Origin of the sequence: Shewanella sp. MM_2022_3 (assembly GCF_022557375.1) — a bacterium.
Lineage (GTDB): Bacteria > Pseudomonadota > Gammaproteobacteria > Enterobacterales > Shewanellaceae > Shewanella > Shewanella xiamenensis.
Window position 1 is genome coordinate 105,074 of record NZ_JAKZGV010000001.1, and the last position, 26,134, is coordinate 131,207.

Genomic DNA, 26,134 nt, shown 5'->3' on the forward strand with positions numbered 1-26,134 from the left:
TTAAGGATAATCATGGGCAATTTGGCATACGCACGCACTGCAATCATCCGCTCATGGTCTCCATGCATTGGCTTCTTGCACTTTTTTACCCTTAGCCTATGTATGGGACTCATGGCCTGCACTAGCCAACCTGCCGAATATACTTGCTCACCAGAGGCGATTCGATTGAATTGGGCTGCCCCCGCAGATCTTAAGCAAACAGTAGCAACACTCAGCTCAGCAGAATTAATGGGGCGTAAAACCCAAACAGAAGGTGCTGCCAAGGCGCGCGACTATTTAAACCGCCAGTTTCAACAACTAGGCCTTAAGCCTTGGGGAACAACCTTCGAGGTTCCCTTCGAATATTCCACCCTATTTAGCCAAGAGGTGGGAAGCAATCTGGTCGCCTTAGCGCCAGCGCGACAACCTACGGATAAATGGCGTATTGTAGTCGCCCACTATGATCATCTCGGCGTGAGTGGCGGCAAGGTTTACCACGGTGCCGATGACAATGCCTCCGGCGTTGCCGCATTACTCGCCATCGCCAACCACTGGCAAGCGCAGCAACGCGCTGCACCCGACTCACTCCCCAACATTAACTTAATGTTTGTCGCGACCGATGCCGAAGAACCTGGACTGTTTGGCAGCACTGCCTTAGTAGAGCAACTCAAACAGCGAATGCCTGAAGCGCAATTTGAACTGATGCTCAATCTGGATATGATTGGCCACCCAAGTCGCCCTTACGCGATTTACCTTGAGGGCAGCCGCAACTTTTATCAATTTCCTCAATTTAGGCCAATGTTGAATCAATCTAACGGCCTGTGCATCAAACTCAGTCACCCTAAGCCTGTGGGGAGAAGTATCCAGAGCACTAATTGGCTAAGAGCGTCGGATCATTATCCCTTTCATCAGACTAAAATCCCTTGGCTATATTTTGGTGTGCCCACCCATCCGCAATATCATACGCCGGAGGATACCTACGAGACCTTGGACTATGTTTTTCTCGCCGCGGTAGCGGAATCGGCTTTTGAATTAATTAAACTCGATGGCAACTTTTTGAAAAATTAGCCGAAGTGGCGCGTTTCTTGCTCAGTTTTTGCGAAAAAACCTCCTCAAACGGTGGATTTATCCTTATCCGGATTGGTAAAGCGGCTTATATGCTGCTATAATCCGTCGTTCGCGGGAAATCGACACGGGGTTGATTTTCTGTCTGTGAAACTTAAGCGCCAATCCGCGCGCATCCACAAGGCTACAACTCAATGTCATCCGATGAAAGAACTTTCCGTGAACTCGGCCTATCCGAGAATTTGTTGCGTGCTCTTGACGAGCTAGGTTATGAAAAACCAACGCCAATCCAATCAGCCAGTATTGATCCACTTATGGCTGGCAAAGATATTTTAGGTCAAGCGCAAACAGGTACAGGTAAAACTGGCGCCTTCGCGCTGCCGCTGCTGAATAAAGTCACCAGCCAAACCACACCGCAAATTTTAGTATTAGCACCGACGCGTGAACTTGCAGTTCAAGTTGCTGAAGCGTTCAGTAGCTATGCCAAATTTATTAAGAATTTCCATGTACTGCCGATCTACGGTGGTCAAAGCATGCAACAACAGTTGAATGCCCTCAAACGTGGTCCACAAGTTATCGTGGGTACGCCTGGTCGTGTAATGGACCATATGCGTCGTGGCACGTTAAAACTCGATTCATTAAAAGCACTCGTGCTCGATGAAGCCGACGAAATGCTAAAAATGGGCTTCATCGATGATATCGAATGGATCCTTGAGCACACGCCAAGCGAGCGCCAATTGGCACTATTCTCGGCCACAATGCCAGAGCAAATTAAACGTGTTGCTAACCAGCATTTACGTAGCCCTGTACATGTGCGTATCGAGTCTAGCCAAACGACAGTTGAATCAATCGAACAACGTTTCGTACAGGTATCACAGCACAATAAATTAGAAGCGTTAGTACGCGTATTAGAAGTTGAAAATACTGAAGGTATCATCATCTTCGTTCGTACTCGTAACTCATGCGTTGAATTAGCTGAAAAACTTGAAGCCCGTGGCTATGCATCATCACCTTTACATGGTGATATGAACCAACAAGCCCGTGAGCGTGCAGTTGAACAACTCAAAAACGGCAAGCTAGACATTCTGATCGCGACTGACGTTGCGGCCCGTGGTCTAGACGTTGAGCGTATTGGCCACGTAGTAAACTACGATATTCCATACGATACAGAAGCTTACGTCCACCGTATCGGTCGTACTGGCCGTGCTGGTCGTAATGGTATGGCAATTCTGTTCGTCACTAGCCGTGAAATGCGTATGCTGCGCACTATCGAGCGGGCGACTAACAGCCGTATTTCGCCAATGAAAGTACCAAGCCCAGAAACCGTTGCAGAACGTCGCCTGTCACGCTTAGGTGAGCAGCTTGCTCAAACCATGAACAACGATCTCGAATTTATGCGTGAAGCCGTTGCTCAGTTATGCCAGCAACTTGAAGTAGATACCGATCTGCTCGCGGCAGCCCTGCTGCACCAAGTTCAACAGGAACGTCCACTGCAATTACCTGCGATTCAAGAACGTGTTCGTGATGAACGCAGTGAGCGTAGCGAACGTAGTTCAGACCGCGGTGCTGACCGTGGCGAACGACGCAGCCGTGAATCTCGTCCAATGCCAGCAAGCTTAGGCAGCGCTGAAGCGTTAAAAGACAATCCAGACCTGAAAATGTGCCGTTATGTGATCGACGTAGGTCGTGAAAATGGCGTAGGTGTAGGCAATATCGTTGGCGCTATCGCAAACGAAGCCAATATCGACAGCCGTTATATCGGTGCAATCCAACTTTATGATTCAGTGACAACTGTTGACCTGCCAGATGGCATGCCAAAAGATGTGCTACAACACCTGAAGAAAGTGCGTGTGTGTGGTAAGCCATTGAATATCCGTGAAGCTGGCGACCAAGTCTTTGTTGACTCTGGCCGTGGTGCCCGTAGCGACCGTCGTCCACGTAGCGACCGCCCAGCCGGTGATCGTAAGCCACGTGCAGCGTCGGGTGACAAGCCATTTGCTGACCGCAAACCTCGTTCAGACAAGCCAGCAGGCGAGCGTAGACCACGTAAACCACGCGAAGAGTAATCCGCAAACCTAAACCCTTAGGTCAAGCGCATTAAAACAAACGCATTAAAAAGGAGCTTCGGCTCCTTTTTTGTTATCTAAAAATCGCTTCAACTCAAACTTCGCTGGCCAGTTGATATTTCGAGCAGGTATAGTCAATACGTGGATGCCTAACTTAAGGACAGAAATGGATTTTTTAGCACTGATAACTTACCCATTTATCTCGGCACTGCCCGAGCTCGCTAAGTCATGCCGCGAAGATAAGACTTTATTAATCATGGTGCTCGTCGGTTGTACCCTGTTTGCGGGGTTTATTGGATTGTTAGTCGCAATGGCAAATTAACTTGCACTTAAGCCAGCATGTCTATTAGTGTCGGCGTAATCTTTAGCAATGCAATTAGTGTATTTCGATGAAAAAAGCTCTTAGCGCTGGTCTTTTATCCGCCTTTGTCGCCCCCGGCAGCGGCCATTTTTACCTAAAACATAAACGCACTGCACTGGTATTTTTTAGCTTAGCGGTCGTGAGCCTTGTGCTGCTACTCATGCAAATCTATCAAGTGGCGCAAGTGATCGCCTTAGATATTCAAAACGGCACCTTACCGCTTGATATCGGGGTGATTTCTGCCGAAATCACCCAACAAACCCAGACCACAATTGCCAATGCCAATGAACTGCTCTATGGCTTTTTACTCTGCTGGTTAGTGGCATTACTCGACAGTATTCGGCTTGGGCTAAAACAAGATAAGCAAGATTCCCTAACCGCAAACACATCGAGTGAGAATTGACATAAAGTGATATAAAACCTTATCAATCTGGCATCGTGTGCACTTAGTCTTTTGGGATTGCCACTGCCCAAGCTTCAATAAAACTCTGATAATTGCCAATGAGTAAATCCGCCGCGTGGGCATAGTCGGGCACCTCTTCAGGGCAGTAGAGGGCGCAGCGACTACCGGCGTTTTGCGCGGTTTGCAGATCAAATAGATAATCCCCCACATACAAGATATCCGCCGGACTCAACTGCCATTGCTCGCAAATCAAGTGGATACCCTGCGGGTGAGGTTTAGGCTCTGCATCGTAACGAGTCAGCACTAAAGGGATATCAATACCGAGTTTTTCGATGGTGATTTTGGCTGCCTCGGGCATATTGCGGGTCAAAATCGCCAGCGGCAGTTGCCGCATCTTTAAAAACGCAATCAACGCCTGCGCGCCTTCAATCCAGCTCGCTTGGCGCGAGCTGGCAAGCTCGTAGTCATGGACAATTTCCAGCGCCTGCATCTTGGCCATAGTAGTCTCAAGGCTATGGATATGTTCGAGAATATCGGTACCCGATCCAATACCTAATGCCGCTCTTAAGCCTTTAAAGTCAGGGTTTGAATGGGCAAGCGTACCGTCGAGATCGAAGATAACCCCGCGGATCTGTTCTAATTCAATATCGGTCAGGCGTGTGATCACTAGGATACCTATTCAGCTGCCAGTTAAATGGGTTGTAAACGTCTCGCGCGGCGCTGGCGATACAGGGGCAGCAACTGCACCACCATCACAGAGACAATAATCACACCTATGCCAAAGAGCGATAAAGCATCTAACTCATCGGCCTTAAACACGTCAGGCCACCAACCGATACTCACCACTAACGCCGTGGCACTAAAGCTAAATACTGGCGTTAACGCCAACATGGCGCTCACCTGTGCCGTCGGCCAATACTTCATCGATTGCCCAAAACAACCGTAGGCAATCAAGGTATTGGCGGCGCAAAACAGCGCCACTTGCCAGTCGAAGCTATCCATTTGTGCAAATTGGCTAAAGTCGCTAAAGGGCGCCATCGCAAAAATACCTAAGGCATAGATAACCAAGAGTACGTTGGCGGGGGACAAACGGTTCAACAGTGACTTTTGCAGCAGTGCGTAGGTGGTCCATGACAATGCTGAAAACTGCACTATCATCACCCCAAGCCAGATCTCATGGTTATCGGTGGCGGAAAAATCTAAAAAGGGATGGAAAAACATTAACATCCCTAAGGCTAAAGCGGCAAAACAACTGAGTTGCACCGCATTGAGGCGCTCTTTAAAAAATAACACACCGCCAAAGGCGAGGAAAAATGGCGAGGTTTGAAAATTAAGTTGCGCTGCGCCCGGGGCTAAATAGTCGAGGGAATAGACGAATGACACATAGTTAAGCATTAAAAACAATCCAGCGAGGATAAGCCTGAGCCAAACCTTGGCATCGAGCGCCGCAAACTGTTTCAAACTCCCGGCACTCCACTGCACAAAAATACTGACCAAGAGCGCCACCAAAAACCGAAACCAAGTCAAGGTCACCGGATCGATAAAACTCCCCGATAACTTAAGCGCTATAGGTAAAATTCCCCAAAACAACACGGCAACAGAAATAAACAATAACCCCAATTGAGCATGGTTATTTGCCAAGGATCCAGAGTGGCTTTGATTCACGGAAAAGTCCCAGTAGTACAGCAGAAAGGAACGCCATTCTGGCACTGAGGCGCACTAAGATCTAGCCTAAAAAGCGATTAACTTATCCGCCTGTTTGGATAGTTAAGCTGACACTCAATCAATCTTGCTCGGCGATAAATACTCAGCATTTGAAGATAAGTTTTATCAAGCCTTTGCCGACACAAAAAGGTATATTGAGCGCAATTTCTCTTTTGGCCCAGATTGGATTTATAGAGTCAATTGATACCTTATGTGCACATTTATTGCGGCATAAGCCACTCTATATAAGTCTTTGAAAATAAGTCAGTTAGGATAACAAATGCCACCAATAGACACGAAAGCACAGCTTGAGTCCATTAACGCAGCAGCACAAGAACTCGCGCAGCGCCGCGCTAAAGGTGAAGCGGGCGACCTGTTGCAAGAAGCGTTAAGACCCAAGGATTTCTCCCACGCCTTTGCCATCCAACAAGCGATTGCGCAGCAATTTAGCGCCCAAGGCAACCCGATTGCGGGTTGGAAGTGTCTACTCCCGACGGCAGAAAAAACCGTAGTGGCGCCCATCTATCAACACGATGTGTATATCGAAACCGCCGAGTGCCCGCTTTATCCTTCAAGCAAAGGGCTTGCCCGTGTCGAGCCAGAGCTCGCCTTTGAAATCGGCAACGATTTACCGCCACGTGCCACGACCTATTCTGAGGCAGAAATCGACTCCGCCCTAGGTAAAACCCGCCTCGCCTTAGAACTTATCAAAAGTCGTTATCAAAACCCCAGCGAAGCTAATCACTTCGATGCCCTCGCCGATGGGTTAGTCAATCAAGGCCTATGGCTAGGGCCAGAACTATCTGCACCAGCCGAGAGAGAAACAGGCCATTTCGCCCTGAGTGTTGAAATTGCTCATTACGACCAGCAACAGAGCGAAACACTGCAAAAAGCCGCTGTTCATCCGAACGGTTTCCCTAAGGCCGGACTCTACTGGTTAGTCAACTTTTTATCCGCCCAAGGGATTGGCTTAACCCGAGGACAATATGTGATCACTGGCTCCTATGCGGGGGTATTAGATTTGCCACTCAATCAAACCTGCCAATTCCACTACGGTGAGTTAGGCCAATTTGGTTTGCAGTTTGTGACTAAATAAGTCTCTGCCTAAAGGGTGCCAAGCCCATAGGCAAAGTAAGAAGGAAGGCAAAGGCTTACCTTCTTAGCGTTCCCCTAGCGACCAACTGCCGAAAACAAACTTGTATCAAGAGTGAAACATTTGTACTATCCGAAGACACTAAACATAAGGATATACAAGATGTTAGACGGAAAAATATTACCCTTAGCCAGTCTATTTGCTTTAGCCTTAAGTACTTCGTTACCTTTAACCGCCTCGGAAAACACATTTCCCCAAGCCTACAGTGACTACCAAGCCGCACTCAAACAAGGTGATAACGACCAAATAGAAGCCAGTGCCAAAAGGGCCTTCGAATTGGGCGAAGCTCAATATGCCAAGGACAGTGTCGACTTAGCTAACCTCGCCATGAACTGGGCTGGTGCGATAGAGAAGCAAGTCGCCCCTTACCCGTTTGAAGAAAAGAATTTGCCAAAAACAGCTAAGGCGAATGAGTTATATCAACTCGCATTAAGCAATTATAAAAAGCATTACGGCGAGCATGCTGCCGAGCTTATCGACCCGATACTCGGCGCAGCGGAAACCTCACCTAAGCTGGCTGTGGCGAAAGGGCTTTTTTAAGATGCTATTGAAATTGCTGAAAAAACTGCAAATAAAAAGCTGTTGGCGGATGTAAAAATGGCAACCTTTGCTCGCCTCAGCAACACAGAATTGTACACTGCTAAGGTAAGAGACTATGCCTTCGAGGCCTATGAAACTTACAAAGAAATCCTGCCCGAAAATGCCCTCGACAGAGTCAAAGCCACCTATGTCGTCGGTGCTGTTGAATATGCCGAAAAGCATGATGACAAGGCGATTCCGTTGCTTTTAGAAGTGGTTAAGCAGTTTGACGCCCTTAACTTTAGCCATCCCTATGCCTTAAGCGCCCACGCTTATTTAGTCGAACTGTATGAGCGCCAAGGAAAGCGTGACGAGTCCACCGCCCACTGTATCGCTATCGGTAAAATGCGACCTTGGGCCGACACGCAAGAGCAACAACCGCTATTTCGCACGGTACCCAAATACCCTAAGTCCTACCTCATGCAACGTAAAAGCGGCTATGTGACCCTTAACTTCACAGTTGATGAGATGGGATTTGTGAAAAATCCTGAAGTGCTCGAATCCAAAGGCGGTGTGCTATTTGAAAAATCCACACTGAAAATGATCGAAGAATGGCGCTATGCCCCGAAGTTTGAACATGGCAAGCCCGTGCCAGCACAAACCACTGTGCGTATAGACTATTTCACCGATAAGTCTTAATCGGTTACTTCACCTCATATCCCAGCCCATCGCCTAATCCCGATGGGCTGTTTTTATCTTCTGAAGCAGAAGTAGTTAGCACTCGCTTTATCCGGCTTAAACAAGTCTCACAAATACAAGCCGTCGCAGGTTGCGTTAATAGTTGCGCTAACTTATCAGCACTCAGCCCCGCTGCATCGCCTGTCGATAAACCTACCGCAAAATCGCCAGATAGCAATTGAGTCAGATTAGGAAACCTCTGCTTAGCACACCAACAGTCACTGATCTCGGCGCCAAGAGTCATTGCACACTGATTCGCCCCTTGGCATAAAGGGCACAGCTGCGTGGTATCGAACTGAACGTCTTGTAAGTGCTTAGGCACGGTAATCCTTATGGCATCGGAGTGATAACGCAGAAATAATAATGGTTTTTTGCAACTCAAGCTGAGTTGATTTACACCAAGGTTAGACTTTAAAGCTTTTCAAACTACGTTTGAATGCTTTAGTTTACAAGTCGTGGGGCTTCCATATTGGCTCTGTTTAGCACAATGCAATATTGATTGCGGCCTTACGGCCGAGGTGAATCAAAGTCGTGGGGTTTCACCCCACACCCGACCAAGGAGGACTGCTCGTCCTATCCTCCTTGGATGCTCCAAGACGCCCCTAACGGAGTTGAAAGCCCCTTGGGCATTTAGCGTCCTTATGCTATCGCGTCAGACGCTCGTCCTTGATTCGACTGACGCTATCTCGGCATTCATGCCTCGCTCACGCAACGAACGCAAATGCCCTGCGGCAACTCCGAGGGGATGGTGAACTCCTATTACTGCTGTGCTGGCAGTAAACCCGGAAAGAGTTATGCCTGTCCGATCTTTCTCGGGCTGAGATAATAGTTGCGCTAACTTATCAGCACTCAGTCCTGATGCATCGCCTGTCGATAACCCCGCCGCCAAATCGCCAGATAGTAATTGAGTCAGATAAGGAAACCTCTGCTTAGCACACCAACAGTCACTGATCTCGGCGCCAAGAGTCATTGCACACTGATTCGCCCCTTGGCATAAAGGGCACAGCTGCGCTGCATTGAACTGAGGTTCTGGTAAGTCTTTAGGCACATTAATCCTTATGGCATCGGAGTGATAACGCAGAAATAATAATGGTTTTTTGCAACTCAGGCTGAGTTGATTTACACCAAAGTTAGACTTTATAGCTTTCCAAACTACGTTTGAATGCTTTAGTTTACAAGTCGTGGGGCTTCCAGATTGGCTCTGTTTAGCACAATGCAATATTGATTGCGGCCTTACGGCCGAGGTGAATCAAAGTCGTGGGGTTTCACCCCACTAATGCTGGTTTGTTTAGCGTTTGAATTGGCAAGGTTATCGCTGTAAGTATGTGAGTCATTGCGGCCTTCGGCCGAGATAAGTCAAAGTCGTGGGTCTTCAACCCACCCCCGACCAAGAGGGGATCAACAGCAATTCCCTCTTGGATCTCCCTTGCCGCCCCAAGCGAAGTTACATGCATTAGTTAGTGGCTTCGTGCTTATTCGAAAATGGCTAACGCTTCCGATGGTACATCCTGTACCCCGAAAGCTAGCGAGGCATCCATGCCTCGCTCACGCGATTTTCTTCAACGCCCTTCAGCAACTTCGCAGGGGAAGGTGAACTTCTGTAGCTACTGTACGAACTATTAATCCCCCCAAAATCTGTGCCTGTCCCAACTTTTACTTGGCTGCAATTTAACGCCCCGCGCATGCGCGCGAACTTGTGAGCGTAGCAGGGGCCGCAGGCCCCGAATGACGCGGATTGTTAGGTGCTTAAGTTGCAACCTTAACATCTACTAAACCGATTGACTCAACCAAAACCACGTAATCGGCGCCAAAAATTAAATAAGATTCTAATGATGCATCTACACGATATGAATCAAGATGAGCATAAAGACTGCGCCGGTAATTGGCTGAAGCCTTCCAAATTGGAGATGTTTTTGCCCCTTTTTCCAGCGACACAAAGTCAACGTCACTAGGCATACCCGGTAGCGGAGACAACTCGTAATTACTTTCTTCAACACAATAGAATGCAATCACTTGGCGGAAGAACATTTCTATTACCTGCGAGTGGAATGCTAGCTTTATAACAACACCACCGCTTGCATCTGTTTGTACATCCACTTCTGGGTACAAACCCAAATTTTCATCAGTTATAAAATACGGAGAAAACATCTGCGATCACCTAACACCGCCAGCACGCGCGGCTTTGTAGTGGAGGCGAAGCCGCAACGAAAAAGCCGTCGCCGTGCCTGGCCTTGTTAACACTTTATTGAAGCGATTTTCCTAGCTTGATAAACAGCCCCATGTAAGTTAGCTGGAGTTGTTCCATCAACTTTCTTACTTTTTCAGTGTGTTCTGCGCCCCAATTTTTATCATCCCATTCAACGACACCGGTGCATTCCAGAATACAATTCTGAAGGTTAATCAGTTCCAGCGTCATATTTGCGTCGGCTAAAATACTCACATATGCCGACACTCTGGCCATGGCTGAATTAGCCTCATCCTGTGGCTTTACATCTGCAAAAAATCTATCTCTTATAAGCTGATTAAACAGCGGCTTGTTAAATGACTCTCCCGAGCTACACATGGAATAGTACGATTTAACCAACAACAATGTGTTGCTATAAACAGGTTCTAACTCATTAATTACGCGGTCGATAACGTCTTTCTTGATTCCAGAGATCCGCTTTCCATCCTCAAAACGATGATTTTCCCTCTGCAAACTTAAATCTTTTTCACTTTGTAACTCGGCTACTTTAATCGAAATTTCTTTGGCATTCCTGTTACCCAAATATCCAAAAAAAGCCCCTAATATGGCAACAACATATGGGCCAGAAACCTTTACCAGCTCAATCAATCCATTACCTGCTGCTTTCCAAAATTCATAATCCACGCCACGTAGCTCCAGTGAGTGTTAACAGTGTATTACCTGCTCTTCTAATAAAACCCAACCCGAATAGAGTTAGACATAGGAATAAATGAGTAAATAATTTAATGATGCCAATAAGTTAGCATCATCCTCAGTGGGCTTTCAACATTTTTCATCCAGAAAAATCGCGACCTTATTTACCGAGAAGTATTTTGGCGCGGTAAATAGTATTAGGCAAAGTGAAAGGGTAATAATTTCAGTTGATTGCATAAACATCCAAACAAAAACCGATACCTTTATAGGCTCACTTTAAAGTTAGTTTATAAATTTCCCAGAAAGATGGGACAAGCACAAATCTTTAGGACTAACAGCTAGCACTAAGGCAACAGAAGTTCACCCTACCCTGCGAAGTTGTTGAAGGGCGTTGAAGAAAATCGCGTGACGCAGACAGGAAGTCTGCGTAGCTTTCGGGGGGAAGGGACGCCCCATCGGAAGCGTTAGTGATTTTCGAATAAGCACGAAACCACTAACCAATGCATGTAACTTCGCTAGGGTGAGTGCTGCATAGCAGCGTTACGAACGAGAGCCACGGATGGCGAACTGGCAGTTAGACATGGACGTTGTTCGGCGAGGACTCTTATTAACAAAGAGGCAAGAGGGAATTGCTGTTGATCCCCTCTTAGTCGACTCTTGATTAAAAATCAGGGGTGAAACCCTACGACTTTGATTCACCTCGGCCGTTAGGCCGCTATGACTCACATATTCACTGAACACCAAAAGGCGATTTAATAAGCCTCCCATCCAGTTACTCACCTTACTTAATAACGCGAGCACTGAATGAGAGCTACTCAACTAAGACTTTTTCGGAAACACCGGATAAGAACCAGTACCAAGCACTTTGCCATCGACGTCGACACCGTAATAGTCGTTATCGTTATGGTATTTTTCCTGCGCTTGTTTCACATCGCCCTTATTGCGGGGGTCCTGTGGCCGTTCATGGGAGTTGATGTAAGCGGCAACGTCCCAAGCTTGTTGATTAGTCAACTGCATGCTCTTACCGAAAGGCATGTTTTCATAAATGAAGAATGCGGCTGTATTGACCCTGTGCATCCCCGCGCCCCAGTTGTAACTCATTGGGCCCCATAATGGTGGCAGAGAGTAAACACCAGCAATCGCTTGGCCTTGACCATCGGCGCCATGGCACGCTTGGCAGTGGGCGGTATACACTGCTTTGCCGCGCTCGGGTGAGAACGCAAGTTCTGGTTTTGGGATCTCAGGATAACCACGGCCCGGCAGATTCGCGCGTTGCTCCACTGTCATGGCTTTGGCTAGGGCGTCCGGCAGTGGGAAATCCTCACGTTTTGCGCCTTTTACCAATTCGGCATCGCTGAGTTCTGGCACAGGGCCATCAAGGTTAACCGCATCCATTAAACCACTCATCCCTAACCAGTAGGCATAGGCCGATAGCGCAACCAGTTCGGGGCTGCCCGCAGCGGGGGCTTTACCATTCATCGAATAGTTAAAGCAGCCTTGTATCCGCTCTTGAAAGGTATTTACTTTATCGTCTTTTTTACGATACGCGGGATAGGCAAAATAGGCGCCCCACACCGGTGACGCATTCGCCTTACGGCCCGCATCCATATGGCAGTTGGCGCAGTTAAGTTCATTACCCACATACTTATCTCTCAGCTGCTGGGTATTCACAAATAACTGATAACCCAAGCGTACTTTATCGCCGAAGGCACCTTCGGGAATCGCGCTTAAGGGTCTAGGCGTAAGATAGGTTTGATCAGGATTTTTAGGGACTGAGGGCAATGGCGCTTGTTTATCAGGTAATTCTTGCGCCGCTTGTACCTGAGCTGTCAGCACGCCCATGGCGGCCAATAGTAAGATGGCAGAAGATTTCATGGCTGGCTCCTTATTTCAAATTCGCAAAGTAGTTCGCTAAGGCATCCACCTCTGCGGCGGTCAGCTTGTTAGCCACATTGGCCATCATGCCGTCCACATCTCCCTTACGTGTGCCAGCTTGCCACGCCAACAGTTGCGTCTTGATATAGCTGGCCTGCTGACCCGCTAAACGCGGGAACAGCCCGCCACCTAAACCCGAGGGGCCATGGCATGTCACGCAAGCCGGTAAGCCGCGAGACCAATCACCTTGATAGGCTAAGCGCGCGGTATCATCGCTAAAGGTGATTTGTTCGCCCCTAAGCACAGGCTTAATCTCAGTTTTAGGTAATTTGGCGGAGAAATAACTCGCCACTTGCTCAATGCCATCACCTTGCAGTGTCATCGCCATCGGCATCATGGTCGCATTTTGGCGCACACCTGCCTGAAAATGTTGTAATTGGGTGGTGATATATTCTTTAGAGAGTCCGGCCAAGCGAGGGCCAAGTGGCTCAATGCCCTCACCTTCGACGCCGTGGCAGGTCACGCAGATTTGTCCCGCTGGCGGGATTGTTGCCGTGTTAGCGATGGCGACAGAGGTCAAGGCACAGCCGCTAATGAGCGCGATGCCTTTGGCTAATGTTTTAATTTTATTATTCATTTTCTATCCTTGAACAAACCTTGAATCACACGAAAACGCTTGAAAAACCGCGTTAACGGCTAAACCAAGGTCGCTAAAAAAGAGATAATTGAGTGGTGCGTTCTACGTTTAGCCCACACTAAACGCATCAAAACACCATACTCCTTGCACGGAAGCGGAACAAGCATTAAAAAAATCTAATATTAACCTTTTAGTAACCAAATCGGGTCGCTTCAAAGCTATTCAATAACTTATGCAGCAGATAACAGAGGAATAACGTCGCCACTATCGCCACAAAAATGCTGCTCACCCTATACAGGGCACTAAAAATTAAGTCGTTACCTGGGGTTAAGTATTGGCCAAACAAAATCCCTAACGTCGTCATAGCACCAAACCCCACACCTGAGCCGCTCGCCTCTTTTACATGGGCCTGCGCAAACAACATTAAGCCAAGCCACAGCAGCGGCACAATCAGGATCAACAATCCTGACCAATCGTAGAGAAAGAGTTGCACCATCACCCCAAAAGACACCCCAAGCAAGGTGCCAATGGCACGTTTACGGGCATAATCCAACGCCCCGTTCCAATGCATGGGGAATAAAAGTAGCAAGGTGGTTGCCTGCGCCGACATCGAATCACGCAGATCGAAAATCTGAAACACTAAGAAAGAGAGCGTGGCAATGCTGGCACCGAGCAACGCCTCATGGCGCATACGGTGCGGTGCTTTAGGGCCGGGTTGATAGGCGGCGCGAGGTTCAACATCCGGCCAAAGTGCAGTCATTAAATAGGCGATGATGACTGATAGCCCTGTCGCCCAAAAGTTACTAAAAATCAGATCATTCAGATCTGTGCCCGGATAGCTGGCAAAGTGCAGCATAATGCTTAAACTCAGCACGCCATTGGCACCAAAGAGGAACAGGCTACCGCGGGACATCGCCGCAAAACGATACAAAAACAGCAGGAAGACAATCGGTGTCATCAAGCCTGGGTGGCTACCGAAGAAGCCTCCAAGCAGGCCGACTTCAAGCCCCGCAATGGCAGATGATGCCAATAATTGCCTTACCGCATGGCCACTTATCACAGGGACTAAACCCAGTAATAACATTGGGGTTACAGTAAAAAACACCCCATTACTCCAACCAAATAGCTTACACAGGGTAAAACCAATGGTACCGCCAGTGGCAATGCGCAAACACTGGCGTAAATCATTGGCGGTTAATGGGCTGTGGCGTAACAACATGCAAATTGCCTTGATATTAATAGATGTAATGGAGCAGGCTAATGACCTTAATCTGCACCTTGGCAAGCAGATTAAACAGGGTATTGTCGGGCAGCAATTGCACTGTGGCGCGCGCCCCTGCGGGGAGGTTATTCATTACACTGTTGCCTGACTCGCTGTTATCTAAGACTAAGTGCAGTCTTAAGCGCTGCGCATCACGCACCCAACGGTCCGACTCCTGCGGCGCGGCTAAACGGCCATTGGCATCAAACTGCCCCGCACTCACCCCTGCATCGACACTGCTCACTTGGGCGTGATACAAGCGACCCGGCTCACCGTCAAAGGCGATTAATGCGGGATAAGTGGCATTCACGCCCCGTAAGGTTTTTTCGCGAAAATCGGCAATAATATCCAATTTATCAGAAACTAAGGCGAGTAATGGCTGACCAACGGCGGCAAAGCTGCCCACTTCGAGTTGCAGGTTAGTCACTACGCCATCTTGGTCGGCACGGATTTGGGTATAAGACAGATTCAACTCCGCTTGCGCTAACGCATTCATCGCTTGGCGAACTCTAAGGTTATCTTCACCATAGAGACCGCGGCTCACTTTAAGCTTTTCAAGGCGGGCATTAGCGGCTAACAAATTCGCCTCAGCCGCGGCCGCATCACTATCGGCTTGATCACGCAACTGCTGCGAAACGCCATGGGTTGCATAAAGTGCATCTAACCGTTTGGCTTCGCGGCGTTTTTGCTGGGCAGCCGTCGCACTCGCATTGACTTCTGCCTTAGCGGCTAAAAGAGAAGCATCAAGCTCCGCATTGTCCTGACGCACTTGCTCTAGGGCCAATTTGGCATGTGACACAGCCAACTCAAATGGCGCGGGGTCGACTTGAAACAGTAAATCGCCTTTGGCGACCACTTGGTTATTGTGCACATTAATGCTTTGGATCTTGCCGCTGATCTGCGGAGTCACCTTAGTCACCACACGGGTTGCCATGGCCTGTGGGGTTAAGGGCATCATAGCGTCGGCAAACATAAAATAGCCAAACACAGCCACAAAACCGAGCATGGCGATTTTGACCAAACGGGCAAATTGTTGATCCGGTGTCATGTTATTTCTCACTCAAGAATATCTGTGCTGTTGGCCAACTTGGCCAAGGCGTTTTCACTAATTAGGCTAATGATGCGTTCAAACTCACCAAGCTCAGCGGCGCTAATTCCCGCTAATAATTCACCACGTACACTAATAATCCGCGCTTCGACTTGCTTTAATACGTCTTTACCCGCTGGAGTTAAGGACACAATTCTGGCGCGCTTATCTTTAGTGCAGCAATGACGCTCGACTAAACCTTGCTCCTCAAGCTGTCCTAAGGTGCGCATTAAAGAAGCCAATTCGATTTCTAGCGCGTCCGCCAACACTTTTTGGCTCACGTTGTCACCCAGACGCAATAACTTCCACAATGCCGTCCAGCGAGGATGGGTTAACCCGAGCGGCGCTAATTCCACATCCGCCACGGTGCGCCATAGTCGGTGTAAGCGACCCAAATGTTCCGCTAGGGATAACTCCTTTAATCGCTCGAGTTCTTTATACATGATGCTTATCCATTTACTTAGCCTGCTAAGCATTATACTTAGTTAGCAGGCTAAGTAAATATTTTATACCCATAAAAGATCTGTGCACGCTGCCACGAAATCCGCAAAAAATCGAAAAACAACTGAAAAAGGCTCGCGCGCTCTCAAATATAAAAAGCAGTATCTCTATAATATTTAAAAGATAATCAGGCTGACATACGGATATTTGGAGGTTCGCTGTGAAGAATTTAAACATTAGCACTCGGATAGTATTAGGCATTAGCCTACTGCTATTTGCGGTGATGAGCTTTATCATGCCGCTGGTGCTATCGGAATTTAGTCGCCAAATTCGCGGTGCCGAGCAAAGGGAACTACATAAACTGTACGAAACCGCAGTCGCTAATATAGCCTCATCAGGGCAAAGGGCGCAGGCAATGGCAACCTTAATCTCTTTAACCCCAGAGATCCAAAGCAGCTTTGCCGAGGGCGACCGCAATGAACTGCTACAACGTACTCTGCCGTTATTTACCCGCCTTAAACAAGATTTTGCTGTGCAACAGTTTCAGTTTCATACTCCACCCGCGACCTCATTTTTACGCCTGCATCGCCCTGAAAAATTTGGTGATGACCTCACCGCGATTCGTAAAACCATTGTCGAAACCAACACCCAAAAACAGCCACTGAGCGGCTTAGAATACGGGGTCGAAGGCTTAGGTATCCGTGGCCTAGTGCCCATGACTTACCAAGGGCAACATACGGGTTCGGTCGAGTTTGGCATGTCATTTGGCCAGCCCTTCTTCGACAATTTTAAAAATGCCTACCAAGCTGAGATAACTCTTTTGCTGCCTAAGGACGGCAACTTTGTCCCCTTTGGTGGCACTTTTACCACCGACACCAGCGCCTCCAGCGAACTCAACAAGGTAATGCAAGGTACTGAAGTGATTCGCACCATCGATTTAGACGGCAAGAGTTACGCCCTGTATCGTCATGGGATGAAAGACTACTCGGGCAAAACCTTTGGTGTGCTGGATATTGCACTGGACAGAAGCCACTCCGAACAAGCGATGTCCGATATTCGCTTTAAACTCATTTTGATAGGCTTTATCGCCTTCCTAATTGGCACCGCGATTGCCTGGTTTATCGCTAAGAGTATTACTCGCCCCATTGCCGAAACAACCAATGCGCTCAATGACATTGCCGAAGGTGAAGGCGATTTAACCCGCCGGATTGAAGTGAAGAGTAAAGACGAAATTGCGCAACTTGCACTCGCCTTTAACCGCTTTGCTGAGAAAATCCACGCGACTGTTGCTCAAGTCTCTGACTCTACCAGCTTACTGGCGACATCGGCCGAAGAAATGTCTGCCATTACCCATGAAACTCAGCAAATGGCAAAACGGCAACACCTCGAGACAGAACAAGTCGCCACCGCCATGAATGAAATGGCGGCAACAGTACAAGAAGTTGCCCACAATGCGACTGATGCCGCCGACGCAGCAACCCACGCCAGCGAGTCAACTGAACATGGTAAGTTGCTGGTTGAAAAGGTCATTTCGACTATAAGTCTGCTGGCGGATGAAATAGCCCATGCTGCCACGGCCATCAACGAACTCGAGCGTAATACAGCGCAGATTGACTCGGTATTAGTCGTTATCCGTAATATTGCCGATCAAACCAATTTGCTCGCCCTCAATGCCGCCATTGAGGCCGCCCGTGCGGGTGAACAAGGCCGTGGTTTTGCGGTGGTGGCAGATGAAGTACGTACGCTCGCCAGCCGTACTCAAGCTTCAACCAGCGAAATTCAGCAGATGATTGAAGCCTTGCAACAGAGTGCCAAATCCACCGTCAGTACCATGAATACCAGTACCGCCACCACGCAAAACTGTGTTTCGTTGGTGCACGAGGCGGGGGAAGCGCTCGAAGCCATTACCCAAGCCGTATCCACCATTAGTCAAATGAACATTCAAATCGCTAGCGCTGCCAACGAGCAATGTGCTGTGTCGGCGGAAATCAATAAAAACGTCAATAATATTAATGATATTACGACCAATGCCACCGAGAGTGCTGAGCAAACGGCTCGGGCGGGAGACGAGTTAGCACAGTTGTCGATGCGCTTAACCACACTTCTCGCTCAGTTTAGGATTTAGGATTCAAGCAAAACAAAACGCCGCTAAATAGCGGCGTTTTTTTATGCTGTTAACGTTATACCGCCTTTGGGCGCACCCCTAAGGTATGGCAAATCGCATAGGTCAATTCCGCACGGTTTAAGGTGTAGAAGTGGAAATCCTTTACCCCTTCGCGGGACAACACTTTCACCATATCGATCGCCACGTTTGCGCCCACCAGCTGACGGGTTCCGGCATCATTTTCAAGGCCATCAAACTGCTTATGTAACCAGCTTGGTAAGCTCACATTGGTCATGCCCGCAAAACGCTTTAACTGGGTAAAGTTAGTCACGGGTAAAATACCGGGTACGATTTCGACATCAATCCCCGCCGCAACACAGCGGTCGCGAAAACGCAGGTAAGATTCCACATCGAAGAAAAACTGGGTAATAGCACGGCTCGCACCGGCATCGATTTTACGCTTAAGGTTAATCAAATCCGCCTGAGCGTTAGCCGCATCTGGGTGCACTTCTGGATAAGCGGCGACCGAAATATCAAAGTCAGCCACTGAGCGCAGTAAGCGTACTAGATCCACCGCAAAGCGAGTCGGTTTTGGGCTGCCCGCAGGCAAGTCACCACGCAGCGCCACTATGTCGCGAATACCCGATTTCCAGTAATGCTTTGCCAGATCTAACAGCTCTTCATCACTGGCATCCACTAAGGTTAAGTGCGGCGCAGCGACTAGGTTGGTTTCTTGTTGAATACGTTCAATCACGCCGTGGGTACGGTCACGCACACCCGAGTTTGCCCCATAGGTTACTGAGACAAATTTAGGATTCAGCGGCTCTAAACGGCGGATAGAGTTCCACAGGATCTGTTCCATTTCGGGGGTTGATGGCGGGAAAAACTCAAAAGAAACATTAATATCGCCATTAAGTTCAGACAAACTTTGGTTTAGCGAATGTGAATGTTGTGCGTGATGAAAAGCCATGTGTATTTCCTCAACCGCCCGAGTGCGACACTTATCGCGACTGGTACGACTATTAATGCAGTAGTTTAATCCATATGGACGTTTGGACGTCTATATGTCCATATACTAGAGAAACTGGCTGTTAAGTCAAGCCAAAAAATCCCCCTTTTTGGCATTTTCTTATCCCTCGTTGATCACCTTGATTTTAGTCCTTATCTTCGCCAATAAAAAAGGACTCAAATGAGTCCTTTAAGCTTTTGAATTTAAATCTATTCTTGCAATAGATCGCGGCAGATCTGTGTTAGATCCGATTGTACAGCTGCTGCCGTCACTTCACGGCCCGCACCCGGCCCACGGATAATCAAAGGATTACCTTGATAGAAAGCTGAGCGGATCACAAACACATTGTCACCGGGCGTCAGATTGGCATAGGGGTGGCTCGCATCAATCCACTGTAATCCCACCTCGGCTTTAAGGACTGCGCCGCTATTATCCAAGGAGGCGACATATCTCAGCACTTTGTTTTGTTCCGCCGCTGCGCCATATTGCTGCAATAATTCATCATCCAGCTCACCGATGCGGGCAAGGAATTGCTCCAGTGGAATATCCGCTAAATGGGCAGGCACTAAGGAGCGCAGCTCAATATCCTCAAGCTCGATTTCTAGGCCGATTTCACGGGCTAAAATCAGCAACTTGCGCTGCATATCGCGACCAGAAAGATCGTCCCGAGGATCGGGTTCGGTAATCCCTAAACCACGTGCTTCAATCACTAATTCCGAGAAGGGTTTACTGGTATCGTATTTCTCAAATAACCAACACAGGGTGCCAGAGAAAATCCCACCCACGGCTTCAACGCTATCGCCACTGTTACGCAGATCGTTTAAGGCGTGCTGAATAGGTAAACCCGCGCCGCAGCTGGCGTTATAGCGCCAGAATAAACGGCGATAACCGAGTTGTTCTTTAAGCTCGCGATAAAAAGGCAGTGGGCCAGAACCCGCGAGTTTGTTTGCGCTGACCATATGGATGCCGCGCTCGAAAAACTCTGGGTATTGCAGGGTTAAACTGGCGCTGGCGCTGATATCTAATGCAATCAGTTCATCGCAGTTAAGTTGTTCTAATTGTTCAAATAGATGCTCGTACTGCCAAGGAGTCGCTTCAGTATCAAATTCCTGCTGCCAGCTTTCCAGATCCACCCCCGTAGACTTAATCAGGGCTTTACTGGAAGTAACCAGACCGACTAACTCGACTTGCGCTTCAAGCTCTTGATTTAACGAGGGAGAAACTGACTTAAACAGCTTCACCCACGCCTCGCCAATATTGCCCACACCCAGCAGCAATACGCCAATGCGTTTACGCGGGCCAGCACAGCGGCGATGCACTTTTTGTGTCAGCAGATTAACCTGCGACTGTGGCACTAAGGTCACCAAACTTAAGTCACCACTGAACAAGGGCTTAGCATCGCGGCTCAGTAAACGGGCAAAGCTGCGGCGATAATGCTCGGCATCGGCACTCACGAGTGCCACTAAGCCGAGTTCGGTATTAATTTGCAGATCTTTAATGCCGAGGGCTTCGGCCTGCGCATCCAATAATTTTTGTACTTGTTTTTGGTTTTCAGCGGTATAGGCAAGCTCAAGCCGTTGATGCGCCGATACCCAATGTGCCAGTGGTGTTAATCCCGCCTCCACCAATTGCTCGAGCAGACTGGCGACATCACCCGCGATCTTAAAGCCAAATAACACCACGGCATTTAGATTGGTCACCACGGGCGCACTCGCTGAGGAACTGTGCGGCGCAATCAGGGTAAAGTCGGTATGGGAGGCGTAGCTTGAACGCACAGCTAGGCTCACCTCAGTGTTAAACAGCGGCTGCAAAGTACGTGAATGCAACACGGGTGAGCCTAAACGCGCCAAGCGGTCCGCTTCAGCAAGTGACATGCTTTTCAGTAACTTGGCATCGTTGATCTTATTGGGATCGGCGTTAAATACCCCTTCAACGTCGGTCCAAATGGTCACGCGCTCAATATCGGCAAGGCTGGCAATTAAGCTGGCGCTAAAGTCAGAGCCATTGCGACCCAATAACAAGGTATCGCCACGCTCGTTGGCGCAGATAAAACCGGTGATCACTAAACGCTCGTTAGGATGCGCGGCCAGTAAGGCTTGCACTTTGGCGCGGGATTCTTGCACACGGATTTGCGGCACAGCGGCCTCATCTGCCACTAAAATCGAGCAGGCATCCACATGACTTGCGGCCACGCCAGATTCACGCAGCAGCGCTGCCATCAGACGCGCTGACCAACGCTCACCAAAACTCACCACATGACTAATTTGGTAATCGTTACGGGAATCTAAAGATAATAGACTGATTAACTGGGCTTTATCCGTCGTTAAACGCTCACGTAAATCCCGCGCCTGCTCGTTAGATAACAGCTGCTCAATCAAGCCCTGCTGATAGCTGATAAGGACTTGTAACTCTTCCTGCCATAATTGGTTGCTATCGCGCAGGGACAATAATTTATATAAAAAGTTAGTGGTTTTACCCGCGGCAGACACCACCACCAGATCATCACTATGGCCATGGGTTAACAGAATATGGGCGACTCGGCGATAACAATCGGCATCGGCTAAACTGGAACCACCAAATTTATGTAAGTGACAACGTGCCATCTATTATTCCTCTACTGACAAGCCGCGACGGCGGCCAATCCTGCTTGAATATCTGCAACTAAGTCGTCGGCATCTTCAATACCAACCGACAAACGTAATAGGGTGTCTTTAATACCAGCTTCAAAACGCGCTTGCGGCTCCATCGCCCTGTGGGTCATGGTCGCGGGCACGGCTACGAGACTCTCGACGCCGCCTAAACTCTCAGCCACGCTGAATAAACTTAACGCATCTAAAAAGGCGACCACTTCGGCCTCGCCGCCCTTAAGCTCAAAACTCAGCATAGCGCCAAAACCTTTTTGTTGCTTGACGGCAATGGCATGGCCGGGATGATCCGCAAGACCTGGGTAATACACTTTGCTCACCACAGGACTACTCGTCAGCACGTCCACAATACGCTGGGCATTGTTTTGGTGCTCACGAATGCGCACGGCTAAGGTACGCAGACCGCGCAGGGTTTGATAACTGTCGAAGGCTGAACCCGTTAAGCCCAAGGTGTTTGACCACCAATGTAAGGTCTCGCCGAGTTGAGGATCTTTGGCGATCACCGCGCCGCCCACCACATCGCTGTGACCATTGATGTACTTAGTGGTGGAGTGGATAACGATATCGGCACCCAGTAATAGCGGTTGCTGCAAAATTGGCGAGAGGAAAGTGTTGTCCACTACCACTAACGCGCCCACACCGTGGCTCGCCTTGGCGATAGATTCGATATCGACGACTCGCAGCAGAGGGTTAGATGGGGTTTCAATCCACACCATCTTAGGTTGCTGGGCGATGGCTTGCTCAAGCGCTTGGGCGTCGGTTTGATCGACCACCAGCAGTTTAAATTGGCCTTTTTTCGCGAGGTTGGTGAATAAACGGTAAGAGCCACCGTAACAATCGTGGGGCACCACCAGTAAATCATCTGGTCCCAGTAAAGTGGTCACTAAGGTAATGGCTGCCATGCCAGTACAAGTCACTACACCGGTTGCGCCCTTTTCCAGCTTAGCTAGGGCATCACCTAGGATGCTGCGGGTAGGATTGCCGGAACGGCTGTAATCAAATTCACGAGGATTTTTATGACCATCGAAGGCGTAATTCGTCGACAGGTAAATTGGCGGCACCACAGCGCCATACTGAGTATCACTTTCGATACCCTGACGCACTGCCAATGTGGCTAATTGACGTTCGGTCACTAATTTACCTGCGGTCATCGGGAACTCCTAAGTTCACAAAGAGATGTCTGGACGTCTAAATGTACCTAAGCCCAGTGGTATCGTCAATAGGCGTTAAGACGTTTAGACGTCTAAACATAAAGAAATCTGTTTGCAATCACTAAGAAATAGTAGCAATAATTTGACTGTAATCTGTAAGGGTTTAAAATCTGCCCCGAATTTAGCGTTATAACAGGTGAGTCAATGACTGAATGGAATGGGGAATACATCAGCCCCTATGCTGAACATGGCAAGAAGAATGAACAAGTAAAGAAAATTACTGTGTCTATTCCGCTCAAAGTGCTAAAAGTCCTCACGGATGAACGTACCCGTCGTCAGGTCAACAACCTGCGCCACGCAACGAATAGCGAACTGTTGTGCGAAGCATTTTTGCATGCCTACACTGGCCAGCCTCTGCCTGATGATACCGATCTGTCGAAAGAGTGCCCAGACAGCATCCCCGCTGAAGCGAAGCGGTTGATGGACGAAATGGGGATCGAGTGGGAAGATATGGAATAACGCTCAGGCGTCCATAATCCTGCCGCACCTAATCATTAGGGATCGTTAATACTCATCTTGCCTGATGGGTTAGAGTAACGATCCCTATTTTGTTTTGATGGAATCCTATGTTCTCCTTGATAGATCCACAAACGCTCGCTATTGCGTCTGTGATTGTGTTTTTAGGTGCCCTCACCCAAAGTCTGATTGGCTTTGGCCTTGCTGTGGTGGCGAGTCCGCTGCTGTATATTGTCGACCCCGAATTAGTGCCCGCCCCCGTGATTGTGATGGGCTTTTCCATCGCGCTACTCACCCTATTGCGTGAACGCGGCCATTTAGAATTCAATGGCTTGCAATACGCGCTTATCGGTCGAGTACCCGGAGGTTTTATCGGTGCCAGCCTGTTGCTGTTTGCGCCGCAGCCGATTCTTGGTTTAGCGATTGCAGCCATTGTGGCAGTCGCCGTGGTGCTGAGTCTGTATAAATTTAGCTTGCCAGTGAATAAAGCGACGCTATTTGGCGCGGGCGTGATATCGGGGATCTTCGGTAATATTGCCGCCATTGGTGGTCCGCCGATGGCGATTCTGTTGGCTGGTAAGGATGCCTCAAAGTTTCGCGCCGCACTATCAGCCTTCTTTATCTTCAGCTCGACCATAGCGCTGGTCATTCTTGGGGTGACGGGCCTGCTCGAAGTTAAGCATTTATGGTTATCCCTGATGCTGTTGCCCTCAGTGTTTTTAGGCTATTTAGTGGCGGGCAAACTGGTGGGGAATGTGGATAAGCATAAGACCAAGATGGCGACCTTAGCCCTCTGTGCTATCAGCGCCTTAGTGCTTACGGTGAAATCTGTGATTGAGCTATTGCCGCAATAATCCTCTGCCAATTGCCGCCATAAAAAAGCACCGTTACCGGTGCTTTTTGCTTGCAGGGATGCGTGTTGTAACCCATTTGAGTATCACTTAATCGTATTAAAGTAATACTCATATTTGTTGCGCTAGTTTGAATGCCATGGGTTAGAGCATTCGCTAACATCACTTAGCTCAGGTAGCTTTGTCCTGCATACACGATAAAGTGTCTCAGTGCTAACACGCCGGTTAAGCTGGCGCAGGCCACCATAATCATCGCGCCCTTGCTGTGGCGAGTTGCGGCAGGCAACAGCATAAACAGCAATGGCACACCAAAGCCAATCCCGACCACGCCAATCCAGAATACGCTTGCCCACACGCCAGAGGTGAGTGATGCCAGCGCCGCAGCCGCCGCACCGCCCTTAAAGTACAAGGCGCAGAACAACATAAACAGGAACATGATTTCGATTGCCATCACTGGCAGCTCTAAGCCATGCATTTTGGCTAAGGTCTTGTCGTGACTATCGGTTTTGAACATCACCAGCGCCAGCACCGCATTGGCCGCAGCGCCCGCCGATAAACCAGATACCAAGAACAGCGCTGGTAATACCGCAGTGTTCAGCATCGGATAGGCATTCATCGCCGAAATTAAGAAGCCAGTGTATGCGCCTACACCGATCGCGAGGACAAACAATAGCACTTCAATCAGCTTTCTAAAGGGCATCAGCAGCTTAGCGATAGGCACTAAGAAACCTAAGCCCCACTTTGGCAAATCGTCACGCAGCACAAGAATCGCGTAGGCAAATGCCAAGGGTGAGTAAGCCAGTAGCGCTAGTACCCCAATCGCCATAACGGACTGGAAGTTGTAGTTAATTAAAATCAACCAGAAGTGGAAAGGCTTAGTTAAATCAAACACTAAACAAGCCAAACCTAAGCTGATGGCCACAGGGCCAATAATCGCCGCGGCCTTGAGAATATTGCTCTCAATTTGCGTTTTTTCTTGATTGAACCAACGCAAACCAATGCCAATCAGCAAACTTCCGGCGGATAAACCCGCCATAAACAGATACACGGCGATGACCCAGTGCCAAGTGACGGGATCATATTGTGCCATATCGCCCCAAGTATTGTTCATAATCAAATCCCCCCTCTTTTGGTAGGAACGCGATATACCCTAGGATGAGTGCCTAAATGGGTCTTATCTTGGTAAGTGATCTTAGTGTTAAGCAGTTTTGCCACATCACTTTGTGGATCGTTAGCATCGCCAAACACCAATGCATCGGTCGGACATACAGTCACGCAGGCTGGTTGTTCTCCACGGGCCAAGCGGGTGTCCTTACAGAAGTTACACTTGTCAGCCACTTTGGTTTCGGGATTCATAAAACGCACTTTGTAGGGGCACGCCGCCACGCAGTACATACAACCCACACACTTGTCGCCGTGGATAGAGACAATGCCGTCCTCGCCAACGTAGGCCGCGCCCGTTGGACACACCTTCACACAGGGCGCATCTTCACACTGCTGACACGACACTCTGTGGTACTTAAAGTGCAGATGTGGCATTTCGCCATAGGGCCCTTCGACTCTCACCTGTAAACGGGTCACCCCTTCTGGTACGCCGTTTTCACTGCGGCAAGCCACGTTACAGGCTTGGCAGCCGATGCACTTGTTCTCATCGTGCACCATCACATATCTTTTAGTCATTTGAGCCTCCA

At 48.8% G+C, this 26,134-nt stretch carries 24 protein-coding genes and 1 pseudogene; 9 read left to right on the plus strand and 16 right to left on the minus strand.

Annotation, left to right across the window (positions count from 1 at the left end; translation table 11 throughout):
* Positions 1-12: 12 nt before the first annotated feature.
* From MMG82_RS00465 to MMG82_RS00480, 4 genes are all read left to right on the plus strand, one after another.
* Positions 13-1,047 (plus strand): M28 family peptidase, encoded by a 1,035-nt coding sequence (locus tag MMG82_RS00465; RefSeq protein ID WP_241406246.1) that lies wholly within the window; start codon positions 13-15, stop codon positions 1,045-1,047.
* 191 nt (positions 1,048-1,238) lie between these two features.
* A complete protein-coding gene (locus MMG82_RS00470; RefSeq protein ID WP_037422567.1) occupies positions 1,239-3,110 on the plus strand; it encodes a DEAD/DEAH box helicase in 1,872 nt (623 codons plus the stop codon).
* Positions 3,111-3,276: 166 nt separating this feature from the next.
* Positions 3,277-3,432 (plus strand): hypothetical protein, encoded by a 156-nt coding sequence (locus MMG82_RS00475; RefSeq protein ID WP_156143179.1) that lies wholly within the window; start codon positions 3,277-3,279, stop codon positions 3,430-3,432.
* Positions 3,433-3,499: 67 nt separating this feature from the next.
* Entirely contained in the window at positions 3,500-3,874 is a 375-nt protein-coding gene (locus tag MMG82_RS00480; protein WP_188869338.1) for a hypothetical protein, read from the plus strand.
* 43 nt (positions 3,875-3,917) lie between these two features.
* On the opposite strand, the gene MMG82_RS00485 is transcribed toward MMG82_RS00480, so the two are convergent.
* Both MMG82_RS00485 and MMG82_RS00490 read right to left on the minus strand, forming a co-directional pair.
* Entirely contained in the window at positions 3,918-4,541 is a 624-nt protein-coding gene (locus tag MMG82_RS00485; protein ID WP_037422561.1) for an HAD-IA family hydrolase, read from the minus strand.
* 23 nt (positions 4,542-4,564) lie between these two features.
* The gene (locus MMG82_RS00490) at positions 4,565-5,539 is read right to left on the minus strand and encodes a DMT family transporter (protein ID WP_037422558.1); all 975 of its coding nucleotides are present in this window, start codon (positions 5,537-5,539) and stop codon (positions 4,565-4,567) included.
* 319 nt (positions 5,540-5,858) lie between these two features.
* On the opposite strand from MMG82_RS00490, the gene MMG82_RS00495 reads away from it, so the two are divergent.
* Together MMG82_RS00495 and MMG82_RS00500 are read left to right on the plus strand one after the other, a co-directional pair.
* Positions 5,859-6,674, plus strand: coding sequence for a hydratase (locus MMG82_RS00495; RefSeq protein WP_241406247.1), 816 nt, complete (start codon positions 5,859-5,861; stop codon positions 6,672-6,674).
* Between the two features lie 159 nt (positions 6,675-6,833).
* Positions 6,834-7,949, plus strand: a pseudogene (locus tag MMG82_RS00500) (energy transducer TonB).
* 4 nt (positions 7,950-7,953) lie between these two features.
* Here MMG82_RS00500 and MMG82_RS00505 read toward each other — a convergent pair.
* From MMG82_RS00505 to slyA, 9 genes are all read right to left on the minus strand, one after another.
* Positions 7,954-8,310: a cysteine-rich CWC family protein gene (locus MMG82_RS00505; protein ID WP_144374833.1), complete on the minus strand. Its 357-nt coding sequence runs from the start codon at positions 8,308-8,310 to the stop codon at positions 7,954-7,956.
* 330 nt (positions 8,311-8,640) lie between these two features.
* A complete protein-coding gene (locus MMG82_RS00510; protein ID WP_241406248.1) occupies positions 8,641-9,036 on the minus strand; it encodes a cysteine-rich CWC family protein in 396 nt (131 codons plus the stop codon).
* Positions 9,037-9,734: 698 nt separating this feature from the next.
* The gene (locus tag MMG82_RS00515; protein WP_172590137.1) at positions 9,735-10,136 is read right to left on the minus strand and encodes a hypothetical protein; all 402 of its coding nucleotides are present in this window, start codon (positions 10,134-10,136) and stop codon (positions 9,735-9,737) included.
* 94 nt (positions 10,137-10,230) lie between these two features.
* Positions 10,231-10,857 (minus strand): hypothetical protein, encoded by a 627-nt coding sequence (locus MMG82_RS00520; RefSeq protein ID WP_241406249.1) that lies wholly within the window; start codon positions 10,855-10,857, stop codon positions 10,231-10,233.
* Between the two features lie 828 nt (positions 10,858-11,685).
* Complete coding sequence (locus tag MMG82_RS00525; protein ID WP_241406250.1) at positions 11,686-12,741, minus strand: c-type cytochrome; 1,056 nt, start codon at positions 12,739-12,741, stop codon at positions 11,686-11,688.
* 10 nt (positions 12,742-12,751) lie between these two features.
* A complete protein-coding gene (locus MMG82_RS00530) occupies positions 12,752-13,378 on the minus strand; it encodes a c-type cytochrome (RefSeq protein ID WP_037430398.1) in 627 nt (208 codons plus the stop codon).
* A gap of 190 nt (positions 13,379-13,568) precedes the next feature.
* Positions 13,569-14,597 carry a DUF2955 domain-containing protein gene (locus tag MMG82_RS00535; protein WP_144344847.1) on the minus strand — a complete coding sequence of 343 codons (1,029 nt, stop codon included), beginning with the start codon at positions 14,595-14,597 and terminating at the stop codon, positions 13,569-13,571.
* A gap of 16 nt (positions 14,598-14,613) precedes the next feature.
* On the minus strand, positions 14,614-15,687 hold the full coding sequence (locus tag MMG82_RS00540) for an HlyD family secretion protein (protein ID WP_241406251.1): 1,074 nt from the start codon (positions 15,685-15,687) through the stop codon (positions 14,614-14,616).
* An 8-nt stretch (positions 15,688-15,695) separates the two neighbouring features.
* On the minus strand, positions 15,696-16,169 hold the full coding sequence (slyA, locus tag MMG82_RS00545; protein ID WP_241406252.1) for a transcriptional regulator SlyA: 474 nt from the start codon (positions 16,167-16,169) through the stop codon (positions 15,696-15,698).
* A gap of 218 nt (positions 16,170-16,387) precedes the next feature.
* Between slyA and MMG82_RS00550 the strand changes: the two genes are divergently transcribed.
* Complete coding sequence (locus MMG82_RS00550; protein ID WP_241406253.1) at positions 16,388-18,292, plus strand: methyl-accepting chemotaxis protein; 1,905 nt, start codon at positions 16,388-16,390, stop codon at positions 18,290-18,292.
* Between the two features lie 55 nt (positions 18,293-18,347).
* On the opposite strand, the gene metF is transcribed toward MMG82_RS00550, so the two are convergent.
* The 3 genes from metF to metB form a co-directional block, all read right to left on the minus strand.
* Positions 18,348-19,241 (minus strand): methylenetetrahydrofolate reductase, encoded by an 894-nt coding sequence (gene metF / locus MMG82_RS00555; protein WP_037422525.1) that lies wholly within the window; start codon positions 19,239-19,241, stop codon positions 18,348-18,350.
* Positions 19,242-19,489: 248 nt separating this feature from the next.
* Positions 19,490-21,883, minus strand: a complete 2,394-nt coding sequence (locus MMG82_RS00560) for a bifunctional aspartate kinase/homoserine dehydrogenase II (protein ID WP_188869328.1) — start codon at positions 21,881-21,883, stop codon at positions 19,490-19,492.
* A gap of 11 nt (positions 21,884-21,894) precedes the next feature.
* Positions 21,895-23,058, minus strand: a complete 1,164-nt coding sequence (metB, locus tag MMG82_RS00565) for a cystathionine gamma-synthase (protein ID WP_241406290.1) — start codon at positions 23,056-23,058, stop codon at positions 21,895-21,897.
* 222 nt (positions 23,059-23,280) lie between these two features.
* On the opposite strand from metB, the gene metJ reads away from it, so the two are divergent.
* On the plus strand, positions 23,281-23,595 hold the full coding sequence (gene metJ / locus MMG82_RS00570; RefSeq protein ID WP_172591351.1) for a met regulon transcriptional regulator MetJ: 315 nt from the start codon (positions 23,281-23,283) through the stop codon (positions 23,593-23,595).
* Positions 23,596-23,702: 107 nt separating this feature from the next.
* Positions 23,703-24,446: a sulfite exporter TauE/SafE family protein gene (locus MMG82_RS00575; protein WP_172591350.1), complete on the plus strand. Its 744-nt coding sequence runs from the start codon at positions 23,703-23,705 to the stop codon at positions 24,444-24,446.
* A 163-nt stretch (positions 24,447-24,609) separates the two neighbouring features.
* Here the strand turns inward: MMG82_RS00575 and nrfD are convergent, their stop codons facing one another.
* Positions 24,610-25,554, minus strand: a complete 945-nt coding sequence (nrfD, locus tag MMG82_RS00580; protein WP_172591349.1) for an NrfD/PsrC family molybdoenzyme membrane anchor subunit — start codon at positions 25,552-25,554, stop codon at positions 24,610-24,612.
* Positions 25,555-25,556: 2 nt separating this feature from the next.
* Positions 25,557-26,123, minus strand: coding sequence for a 4Fe-4S dicluster domain-containing protein (locus MMG82_RS00585; protein ID WP_039978442.1), 567 nt, complete (start codon positions 26,121-26,123; stop codon positions 25,557-25,559).
* Positions 26,124-26,134: the final 11 nt, after the last annotated feature.